Below are 11881 nucleotides of genomic sequence, written 5' to 3'. Positions count from 1 at the left end.
AACATACTTCCCGTTATTCATAACCTTGTGATTTTTCACAAAGCTATCGCACAAATCAAATCAAAAAATCAAAGAACGCTTATAATTAAATATATATCAATAAATTACAAATAAAACTAATAAGTTAACGCATCACTAATGTTCGTTTATTGTAAAAGGTTATGATCAATACAACGATGAAATTAATATTGATTCGGTTATATGGAAAACTAGTAGCGGTACAATGACCGATCTAGGTGTTTTAACAGTTGAGGAAACAGAAGGAGTTTATAAAATAACAGCAGCCTCAAATGGCATTTTTACCTCATCAACAGTAAATGTTCAGAAAAAAGATGAAACCAAGCCATCTGTAACGGATACGCCTACTCCACCATCATCCGTGGGTAATACAAAAATTAGTTGGAGTGGTCAAATTGACACCAAGAAATGGAATGTATTTTATACCAGAGTATTGGCAAAGTTCTCTTCTAATCCTAATTTGAAGATCACCGTTAAATTTGAAGTGGAAGAGGAAGGATTCAGCGGGGAGCAGAAAAAAGAGGAAACCAAAACAGCCCTTAGAGAAATGGGATTGGATGAGAATATTTAAGCCAACGCACAGACTGAATATTCCGGAACAAACTGCACCATCATTCCAACGGAAAGTGTACCACCTGTATATGCTGGCATTATTGACTCTTCCGTAATACCTCAGCTTGATAATCAGATTTTTATCTCAAAGCATAACAAAAGGGGTCAGTATGCTAATACCAGGGATCAGGTTGTACAATTAAGGAGATGAGAATGAAGCAGAATTTACATTTTCATCACGTCGAGGGTTTATATATCTTTTTTGCCAGCTCATATTCATCCTTATATGGTATACTCAACATATCGAGTTGTTCTGGCTCCACAATTGTCCAACTGACATAATAAAAAGCCAAAAGATGGTATCCTGAGAATGATTTGTGCGATATTAACCCTATTTTATAACCTTGCTTGTCTCGTTTAATAACAGGCATTTATCGTGTACATTGGCTAGTGATTTGTAGATCTGATCAGGAATACCTATATTTGTTTAGTACTTAATGAATGAGACCACCTCCGTATGACTCCCTGTTTTGACGGCTAATATTGAAAAAAATAGAGCCTGTTTAAAACATTGATAGCCAAAATATAAAACAAGTTATTCTTTAAATGGTGAACAGAACCACCAAAATAAGTTTATCTTTGGTGAATCTAATCACCAATAAAGCAAGAATTGTTTTCAATACTTTGATAGATGATGGAAAAGCTTCTTGAAAAATCAAATAAAAGTATTCAGTCTGTTCACTATCCGTATCAACGTGATGTGATTGGAAAGATCAACTGGGATTGGCGGATGAACGGCATCATTGGCGCCAGGGGTATAGGGAAAACTACCTTGTTGCTTCAAAAATTACAACAATTTAGCAAAGAGGGGCATGAAATTCTATATGTCCGTCTTGACGATCTTTATTTCGCAGATCATCATATCTATGATCTGGCTGATGCTTTCAGGAAAAATGGAGGGGAATATCTATATATGGATGAAGTCCATAAATACTCCGGATGGGCCAGAGAATTGAAGAATATTTATGATTCCATTCCGGAGTTGAAATTGGTTTTCTCCGGGTCTTCAATCATTGAGTTGACAAAACAGGAATCCGATTTAAGCCGCAGGGCATTAATGTACGAAATGACCGGACTCTCTTTCAGGGAATATCTGCTAATGGCAGATGTCATTTCATTACCGGCATATCCGTTAATTGAAATTTTCCGGGATCATGTGGAAACAGCTTTCGCGATCGTCAAAAAAATTCCGGTTTTAAAGCATTTTTCATCTTACCTGAGAAGCGGATTTTACCCGTATTTTCTGGAACCGGACCGGGATTATTTTACGACACTTGAACAAATCATCCGGACTGTTACGGAGACCGATTTAAGGTTTATCGAGAATTTCGATATCGCCCAGAGTAGAAAAATGTTGACACTATTAAAAGTGATTGCTGCATCGGTCCCATTTAAACCCAATATTTCAAAAATCAGCCAGAAAACAGATTTACACCGGCAAACAGTTTTGCATTATTTTCAATATCTCGAAAAAGCAAGATTGATAAAACTTGTTAATCAACCTGAAAGGTACATCAGCCGGTTGCAAAAACCCGATAAAATATTTCTTGATAACCCGAACTTGTTTTATGCGCTAAACCCTGAAATAGTGAATACCGGGAACCTGAGGGAAACATTTGCCTTAAACCAGCTATCTGCAAATCATGAGGTATTTCTGCACGAACAGGCCGATTTCCTGGTGGATAATAAATTCGTCATTGAAATTGGAGGTAAAAACAAAGATACCCGGCAAGTCAGGGGTTTTGATAATTCTTTTGTATTCGTGGATGACATTGAAATCGGGCACCATAACAGGATTCCTTTGTGGCTATTAGGTTTTTTATATTGATTTTTATCTCAAAACATAACAAAAGGAGTCAGGTTGTACAATAATGAGGGGTTAGAATGAAGCAGAATTTACACATTCATCACATTGATGGTTTATATATCTTTTTTGCCAGCTCATATTCGTCCTTGTAAGGCAAATTCAGCGAATCCACCACCTCAGGTGCGGTAAGTGACCAACTGGTATAATAATAGGCGAGCAGATGGTATCCTGAAAACAATTTATCGGGAATACCACCGATCTTGTAACCTTGCTGGTCAGGTTTGATGCCTTGGGTACCAGTCAGTGCAATCTCGTAAGCGATCTTCTTGATTTCTTCTTTGGGCATATTCTGGAAATACTTCAGGGCATCTACCATGTACCACACTATAGCCATGTTGATACCAATCTGAGCTTGAGATTTGTCGAATTTTTCCTGATTCTTTTGTTTAATAGTCTGATCACCCTCTAAACCATAAGGGTCTTTTTCAATACTCTCAATTAAAGTATCAATATCTGCATGCTTTTTATGAAGTTCATGCTCACAAATTAACTCAAAATTACCTCCAAGTTGAAGATCATTCGCCCAGTTCTGGATAAGTTTGTATTCTTCTCCAGCTCCACGGTCATCTTTGTACTCAAAATATTCGTTGTATAGGGTTTGAGCCGTTTTCAGTTCATTGGGTTCTGCTTGAAATTCTTTGATGAGATCGATCCCATAAAGGTCTTTGTACTGCAACGCCCCGATGATGTTGTAAATTTTAGAGCTCTTAAGGACATCCTTGGGCATCAGCGCGACAATGTTCTTTGAAGTTGTAGCTTCGATTCCCTCTCGGATGATGTTGAATAGAGATAAAAACTGATAAGGTCGGAGATCAGGATAGAGATTGAACAGGAAATCCTCAATGAAAAGATCAATTGGAACATTGTAAATCTGGCGATTTAACCCCACGAACAGGTCAACGATAACTTTCGATACCGATTCCTCTGTCATACCTATCTTGACCATCCGCTTGATCCATGCTTGATGGGCGGTGATAAAATCATTCTTGTGTTTCTGGATGGTGACAAAGGCTTGGTTCAGATTCTCTTTTCGTGCTTCGATGACAAACTGAATATGCACCAGCTCATGCATCATCAAATGTTCTTTTGCCGGGTAATTGGGCTTATAACGGATAACATGGTTTTCTCGGTTATAGTTCTCAGCCAGTTCTATCTTTGCGATGGTTGAAAGAGAATCATCCTCAATTACCTCGATCTTTCGATCACCCTCAAACTCCAGTTTGTGCAGGAATGATCTTAAAATTTTCATCCCTATATCCGAATCGATGATATTTTTAGCAGTTGTAATTGCAAGGTTATAGGCTTGTTTGTATAACGTATCTTTCGCAGAGCATCTTTTTAATGCCAACAACGATTTCTGAAATGCTTCCGAACCATTACCCTGCATTTCAGCAATTAGAGCAAGAGCATAATGAGTATTGGCATAATCTGGATTGATCTTCAAGGCTTTTTCAAAATATCCTTTTGCTTGTTCAATCTTACCCTGCTGCAATAGATTTGCTCCCAAATTATTAATTGCGATGTGATCTTCTGGGTTCAACTCGATGACCTGATTGAAATACTTCATCGCTGTATCGATGTCATTTTTAAACTTGGCAATGATGTTACCCATCATAGTCAGGGCATAAATGTTTTTCGGGTTCCAACGCAGAGCATCAATCAGAGCATCAATTGCAATTTCCTGATCCCCTTCATCCGAATATATCTGTCCCAGAATGCGATGATATTCAGAGTTTGATGGATTTTGTTTAATTAATGATTGTAATCGTGGTTTTGCTTTCCCGTATTGCCCTTGTTCGCATAACCTCACAACAGCTTTGTATTCTTCAACCTCATTTTCAATCCTTTGAGTATCAATATTGATAGTCACAAAACCGTCTTTTATGTCAACGATGGGGCGGTATACCCTGTATGTGTAATACTGCGTCAACTCCTCCTTCAAGACATCTTCATTATAACCAGATGCTTTGTAGCGTGGAAAAAGTTCTCCGATAAATTCACCGACCTTATGTATAATGATCATTTTACCTGAGATTCATTTGTGGTTCAAAGGTATCATTTATAGGAGGATTGAAAGAATTTTCAAGCAAAAAACGTAATTGACTGTTTTTAGGCTATTGTAGTGATTGTTATATGGGTTTTCGCTAATTGCACCACCATTGCGGCACAATGTATACTGTTCTTTCCCATCACAAAGTCATGTAACAGGAGATGATACATCTTGATAATTTACCAGAAATGGAGTGGGACTTTTAATCTGTCATCTTCCATTATACGCTCATTAGGATACCCTCAAGCCAAATTATGCATCATTTAGTAAAAGTTGACATCTGGTACCACTTTTGAAAGAAAATGTATAAAATAGGGTAACGGGTATGGTAAAACAGGCATTTACCGAGTACATTGCTTTATGATTTGGAAATCTGATCAGGAATATATATATTTGTTTGGCATCTCAAAAAATCATCAAATATAGTTTATAGTGGGTTTTTGATTAGATTTCGTGATGAGAAAATTAGATTAGATTTAAATATTAAAAAATATTGTTTTTCAACTAAACAATTTAGAGAAAACTTGATTTCTTCAAGTACCACAAGTGCTAACACTAATATTAATCAGGAATCATTGAATGAATTAGAAATTTCTTTCCCATCACTTCCCGAACAAACCAAAATTGCCAATTTTCTTTCTGCCATAGATGAAAAAATAAACCTTACCCAAACCCAGATACAACAAACCGAACAATACAAAAAAGGATTACTGCAAAAAATGTTTTGTTAATCGATGCCTTATGATATGTTTTTATAGAGTTGTAAGTGAATATGTTAGTAAAGCTCTTAAGAAAAAAATTTAATATAAATGTTGATAACGATAGAAAATGTATTACTTTTGCACCAACAGTACCCGTTTTGCATCCCATAAGAACTGCAGACGGGTCATTTTTTTTATATAGCTATGGCAAATAAAGTCGCATACACCATTGCTAACCAAATAAAACTGCTCAAAACGAGGGGCTTGCTTTTCAGAGATGAAACACAGGCAGCCCATTTCCTTAAAAATATCAGTTACTATCGGCTTAAAGGCTATTGGTGGGATATGCAATCAGACTTTTCCCTGCATACTTTTAAACCAAATACCTGTTTCGAAGATATTATTGATCGGTACAATTTTGACAGGGATTTACGTCTGATTTTATTTGATGCAATTGAACTCATTGGAATTGCCCTGAGAACTAAAATGATCTACCATTTATCTATCAGTTATGGAGGTCTGTGGTATATAAATCCTGCTTTCTTTGAACCAACAACAATTACAATTAACAATGTTATAAAAACCATTCATCAAAATACATTGGATGAACTTAAACTGGATTTTAACAGAAGCCAGGAAATTTTTATCAAAGACCAACGCAGCCGTTATCCAAACTTGGATGCAGATGCATGGAAGATTTTAGAAGTAGCATCAATGGGAACGCTATCAAAGCTATATAAAAACTTAAAACACCAACTGCCAGAAAAATCAATTATTGCAAATGAGATGGGATTAAATTCACACAGTGAGTTTTCCAGTTGGCTAGAAGCAATTACTTATATAAGAAATATAATTGCCCATCATTCAAGGTTGTGGAGCAGAAATATGGTTAAAAGGCCAACAGAACAAATTAATAATCCTATAGGATTATGGTTTGCCAATCCGCTTATTCCCGTGCAATCAAAAAAGCCTTTTTTAATTATTTCATGTATGGTTTACCTCTGTAATCAGATATCCCCTAATCATCAAATAAAGAGCAAAATCATCAACCTTTTTCATGCCAATCCTGCTATTCCAATATACAAATTGGGCTTTTTAAATAATTGGCAGAACGAACCCATCTGGCAATAAGTAAGTCAAGGCAACCCGAACAATATAAAAAGGAGCTATTGTAAAAATGTTTGTGTAATGAATGATGAATTTATGATTGCGCCCGTTTTTAATATAAAATAACTATTTGCGCCTATTTTTATTCTTTTGCACCTGTTTTTATTATAACTTGCGCTCAAATTTTATTTAATATGACTAATAGCGCTCATTTTTCTCATAATGCACTCGTTTTTCATGGCAGAACCTTACCGGAGAATGGTTATATTGTTGGTTATGCTGCAATCATTAACGGGCTGAACCTGGAGGTCCCTATGCCTGCACTCATTGCATTGGTTTGTAATCAAAACAAAAAATACCAGACCGCAGAGTGGAATGTATTTCCGATAAGCTATTTACCGGAAGATAATGCACAGCAGGCAGAAATAGAAGCCTTATACAAACACCTGGTTTTTGCACTTAAATATGAAGGCGTAAACTTGCTGGTATTCAGCTTTTTAACAAAACATTATACTGTGGATCAATTAACCGGATTGGTTAATATTGAACCAACAGGTCAATATTCACGGAAAATATGGTTTTTAATTGAATGGATTACGGGAAGAATCCTGCCAGATAAAGAAGATTTGCTTAAAAAGAGTTATATCCCTTTATTAGATGACAAACTTCAATATACTATTAAGGGGATTAAATCTCCCCGTCATTTAATTATTAATAATTTACCGGGTACGCATAATTTCTGTCCCTTGATACGCAAAACACCAAAGTTAGAATTATATATTACAGCCAATTTTGCCGAGCAAAAAAACTACTATTTGCAAGGCGTACACAAGGATATTTTGCAACGGACATCAGCATTTCTATTACTTAAAGATTCCAAAGCATCATTTACAATAGAAGGGGAAAACCCCAAAAACCAACGTGCAGCACGTTGGGGTAAAGCCATAGGTCAAGCTGGTACAAATGAGTTAACCAAAGAAGAATTACTTCGTTTACAGCAAATCGTAATAGAAAATGCAAGATTTTCAGAGATGGGTTTTCGTAAAAAAGGCGGCTTCGTGGGCGATTATGACCGAACTACAGGAGAACCGCTCCCCAGTCATATTTCCGCAAAATGGCAAGATGTTGAACAATTGATAGAAGGTTTGCTAAACACCAATGAATTGCTGTTAAAAAGTAAAGTAGATGCAGTACTGGCTGCAACTATCATTGCCTTCGGTTTTGTGTTTATACACCCTTTTGAAGATGGTAACGGCCGTATTCATCGTTATTTGATACATCATGTATTAGCAAAAAAACAATTTTCACAACAAGGGATTATATTTCCTGTTTCTGCTTCTATTCTTGACCATATAGATAACTACAGAAAAGTATTAGAGTCTTATTCACAACCGCTATTGGACTTTATTAATTGGAAGGAAACCCCAGACCATAATGTAGAAGTATTGAACGACACGATAGATTATTATAAATACTTTGATGCAACCCTGCAAGCGGAGTTTTTATATGACTGTGTAGCTGATACCATACAAAATATCATACCCAATGAAGTTTCTTATTTAACTAAATACGATGAATTTAAGCAGTATTTGGAAAATGATTTTGAAATGCCCGACAAAGTAGTTGCATCATTAGTTCGTTTTTTAGAACAAAATAATGGAATTTTATCGACAAGAGCCAGAGAGATAGAATTCAAAGACTTGACCGATGCAGAAATTAAAAATATAGAAAAACAATATAGTGTTTATTTTGAATTGTAATTAATGTATATTCCGGTCGATAGTGACCCCTCATTCCTGAGAAATACCAAAAACAAGTATTAATTTAACTCAAAGATAATCATGAATTTACAAATCTCAATTCTAAAAAGGTGCATTATGTTCGTATATATCCCTTCTCTACTCAGAGAAATTTCATAAATTTATCTGCAAACTCAGTGAATTTGTTAAATCCTTAATCAACAAAAGTATGAAGAAGCAATTTATTTCTTTTATACTGATCATTATGATCAGTATTGCATTTATGAACAGTTGTAAAGAGCACCGTCAGTTTGGCGATCCGGAGAAGCAGGCAATTCACGATACCATTAGCCAGCTTATGGCAAAAATCCTCATTTACGTCGAAAAGGCAAATACTGATTCCACATTCCAATGGCTCAGTGATGACAGCACATCTTTATTCATGTCGGGAGGGATGGCCTATTCAAAATCTGATCTTATATCCATGTTCAGGGATATCTACAACAATCTCAAGGGTCAGAAAATCGAAGAGTTGAAACACCAGGTTTTAGTGTTCTCGCCTGATGCGGCTGCCTGGATTGCTGTTTTAAAAGGGAATTATGTTACCCTGGATGATAAAAAGAATGATGAGTTTCTCGTCGAAACATGGATCTGGCAGCGTGAACCGTCAGGATGGAAAGTTGTTCATTATCACGAATCATATTTGAATATGCCGGATGATGCCCAAAAAGTTCAGGTGGAACAAGGATTGACTGAACTGGCAAAGAATATTGGTGGGAAAACGCTGACACCATCAGAGATACCACTCATTCTGACTGAATTTCTCAAAAAGAACCCCGTTATTTATGGCGCAACACTTGCCTTTGCTCCAACTGAAGTGGAAGGAAAGAAACATGAGGTAGCACCTTACATTTATCGCTCCGGCAACGAGTTCAAACAGGTCGAGCTACCCGAAAATTATGACTATACTGTAAGTGAATGGTATGCAGAACCGGTAAAAACCAAAGCGCCTTGCTGGAGTAATCCTTATTACGATGCCGGAGGAGGGGGTGTAGTGATGACCACTTACTCCATTCCGTTGTATGACAAAAACAACAACCTGATTGGCATACTAACCAGCGACCTGGAGATCAAATAAGTTATAAAATTGTATATTTTCTGCCCAATCTGGACAAATCTTAAATTTATTTCTAAATCAATCCACTTTTCGTTTAATGTTTACATCTGTCATCCTCCTATATGCCATAATTAGGATACCCTCAAGGCAAATTATACTTCATTCAGTAAAAGTTGATCTCAGGTATTATTTTCTAGGGTAGATGCATATAAGTGGATAACGGTAGGGTAAAAACAGGCATTTATTGAGTATAGTGTTTGATGATTTGGAAACCTGACCATGAATATATATATTTGTTTGGCACTCAGCTTGTGCAGCTGGTATTCTGTTATGTTCATTGAGTTAAGGGATTGCTTCTCGATTTGTGTCATTGACTTACAGATTTAATGATTTTTCACGTCTTATATTAAAAAAACCTTAATTAATTTGTATTTTAATCATAAAGGTTGTACCTTCGCACCAGCTCAGCAACCATTCTGCAAAGAAGTAAGTGTTGAAGGAGTAAAGATACCGTTCAGTGACCCTGAGCGGTTTCGGCTTTTTTAAAGGCTTCATACTCTTTTATAAGCTTTCTAATTCTGTGTTTTTCCACAATGTAGTAGGCAGTCAAAAGGAGATTTCTTTTTATGAAGTCTTTTTCAAAAATCTTATAAACAGCATTAAAATAAACTGAAAAGTCACCACCATACGTTTCAAGATATATCAACCCCGGAAAAATAAGTGTAACAGTTTGACTCATAAGCTATTTTTGAATTTTGAGGAACGCCAAACAAAAATGTTGAACTTTGACTCTTTTACTAAGGTCGATTTCAATAATGAGTAATGGGATCTGTGTTTAATATGCTCAATTAATTTGAGTTTTGTTTTGCTTGAAATAAGTCCTCTATGAACGTAAGAAACCGCTCCTGTAAAAAGGTCAGCTAATTGAATCAACTCTACTTCGTGTGATCGAACCTGTTGAACTTTCCTGATAATTTCCTTTGAAAAATCATAGCGATTATTTCTTAATACCTCTTCCAACTTGTGTACTTTTTCACGGCTTCGCGTATCTTTTATGTCAATGTAAATATTGTGGCTATATTCAGGATTAAGAATTATTTTCAACATATCAAAATACATTTTGTAATAAAATGTATCATGTGTATGCCCAAAGCCTTCATAATTCAATCCTTTCTTATCTGGTACTATTAAAACTCTGAAATGTAAATCATCGTCAGTAAAGAAAAAATCAATAAGCTCCTTAAAAAATTCGATTTTAGCAGCTGAAACTTTATTCCATTTAATTTCATAAGCGGACCTGTTGCTATTGGGATCATTAATTTTCTTTGGAATAAGCTTGTGTTTTTCCTTAAGCTCTTTAATGCGATAAAATATCTCAGATTTTTTAGCTTCCGGGCACCATATAGCTCCTAATGCCATAACATTTTCACCATCATTTTGAAGATGACAGCTTTCATCACAGTATATGTTTATTAATTCTTTCATAATTGTCATTTTAACTGCCATTGAATGATAAAGAGTTCTTCTTCTGTCACATTCTGGTTCAATCGTTTTTCAATATTATAAATCAGTTCGTCTGCGCCTTAAAGGCTGCTGTAAATTTTCTTCTGCTTTTTTTCATAACACTGGTAAATTTAATTGTTTTTTCAACTTAACCAGTGGTCTGAATTTTGGGGAGTATTATACCTCTGTTCGTCAATCTTTGAGGTTTAAAGCCTGTAGCCCTGCATACAATCCTTCATGTAAATTATATTTTGACTTTCATTAAATATTTCACTATATTTGTTTCCTTTTCAATAACTTCAAGTATTAACCTAATTAAAACAATGCTATGAAAACACTATTCAAATTAGCATTGGTTGCTATTATTGCAATGATTGCAACCACCGTTTTCGCCCAGGAATGGACGAAAGAACAAAAAGAGATCTGGCAGGTTATCGATAACAGCTGGATGAACTGGAAAACCGGGAACATTGAAGCTGCTACAGCTACCCTCCATGAAAAGTACCAGGGATGGAGCACCGAGGCACCATTACCCAGTAACAAAGCAGCCACCATACAATGGTTTCAGTCAATGAAGGATATTCCACAGTACAGGGAGTATGTGATAAATCCTGCACGGATCGTTGTGACGGAAAATGCTGCTGTTGTCCATTATTATTTTCAACTTGCGGTGACCTATACGATGGGGGATCAAAAAAAACGGGTAGAGAGGCAGGGAAAGTACGTTGAGTTTTATGTCAAAGAAGGCGGCAAGTGGCTTTGCCTGGGAGATATGACGGTATATGAAGATGAAGATGATGCTGAGGATTGATGCTGTTCTGAACGGTCACTGGTAAATCTGGACAAATAAGGATCAATATATAAGGTGGTATTTATAATCATTAATGACATAAAGTTACTTTTATTTTCTGAAATTTGAATATCCCTTAGTAAAGTCTATAAATTCATAAGCCTCCTTATTTTTGTGATCATCCAAAAAGTCATCTGACTTTCATCTACAACGCTGTGGTTATCCTCTGCCATAATAATGCCCTCTGTGATGTGCTATACAAGTAATTGATGCATTATCTGTCATAAGTGGAGTTCAGATACCTTTCACTACGAATTCTTGTATTATCACAGTATATGGCAATGAAGAATTGAAATGGCTGATTTGGTTACCCAGAA

Annotated in this window: 9 protein-coding genes; 7 read left to right on the top strand and 2 right to left on the bottom strand. The window is 36.0% G+C overall.

Features of this window, described 5'->3' with window-relative positions; translation table 11 throughout:
* Positions 1-223: 223 nt before the first annotated feature.
* Together NT175_10365 and NT175_10360 are read left to right on the top strand one after the other, a co-directional pair.
* Complete coding sequence (locus NT175_10365; protein MCX6235105.1) at positions 224-589, top strand: hypothetical protein; 366 nt, start codon at positions 224-226, stop codon at positions 587-589.
* Between the two features lie 672 nt (positions 590-1261).
* Positions 1262-2458 carry an AAA family ATPase gene (locus NT175_10360; protein MCX6235104.1) on the top strand — a complete coding sequence of 399 codons (1197 nt, stop codon included), beginning with the start codon at positions 1262-1264 and terminating at the stop codon, positions 2456-2458.
* Between the two features lie 79 nt (positions 2459-2537).
* Here the strand turns inward: NT175_10360 and NT175_10355 are convergent, their stop codons facing one another.
* Positions 2538-4520 carry a tetratricopeptide repeat protein gene (locus NT175_10355; GenBank protein MCX6235103.1) on the bottom strand — a complete coding sequence of 661 codons (1983 nt, stop codon included), beginning with the start codon at positions 4518-4520 and terminating at the stop codon, positions 2538-2540.
* Between the two features lie 467 nt (positions 4521-4987).
* On the opposite strand from NT175_10355, the gene NT175_10350 reads away from it, so the two are divergent.
* The 4 genes from NT175_10350 (at position 4988) to NT175_10335 (ending at position 9232) form a co-directional block, all read left to right on the top strand.
* Positions 4988-5278: a restriction endonuclease subunit S gene (locus tag NT175_10350; protein ID MCX6235102.1), complete on the top strand. Its 291-nt coding sequence runs from the start codon at positions 4988-4990 to the stop codon at positions 5276-5278.
* 174 nt (positions 5279-5452) lie between these two features.
* On the top strand, positions 5453-6379 hold the full coding sequence (locus tag NT175_10345; GenBank protein ID MCX6235101.1) for an Abi family protein: 927 nt from the start codon (positions 5453-5455) through the stop codon (positions 6377-6379).
* A gap of 170 nt (positions 6380-6549) precedes the next feature.
* Positions 6550-8115, top strand: a complete 1566-nt coding sequence (locus NT175_10340; GenBank protein MCX6235100.1) for a Fic family protein — start codon at positions 6550-6552, stop codon at positions 8113-8115.
* Between the two features lie 208 nt (positions 8116-8323).
* Positions 8324-9232: a nuclear transport factor 2 family protein gene (locus NT175_10335; protein MCX6235099.1), complete on the top strand. Its 909-nt coding sequence runs from the start codon at positions 8324-8326 to the stop codon at positions 9230-9232.
* A 714-nt stretch (positions 9233-9946) separates the two neighbouring features.
* On the opposite strand, the gene NT175_10330 is transcribed toward NT175_10335, so the two are convergent.
* Complete coding sequence (locus tag NT175_10330) at positions 9947-10696, bottom strand: DUF3800 domain-containing protein (protein MCX6235098.1); 750 nt, start codon at positions 10694-10696, stop codon at positions 9947-9949.
* 346 nt (positions 10697-11042) lie between these two features.
* Between NT175_10330 and NT175_10325 the strand changes: the two genes are divergently transcribed.
* Complete coding sequence (locus NT175_10325) at positions 11043-11525, top strand: DUF4440 domain-containing protein (protein ID MCX6235097.1); 483 nt, start codon at positions 11043-11045, stop codon at positions 11523-11525.
* Positions 11526-11881: the final 356 nt, after the last annotated feature.

The sequence above is a fragment of the Bacteroidota bacterium genome (assembly GCA_026391695.1).
GTDB lineage: Bacteria > Bacteroidota > Bacteroidia > Bacteroidales > JAGONC01 > JAPLDP01.
This window is presented reverse-complemented; position numbering and strand designations above follow the sequence as displayed.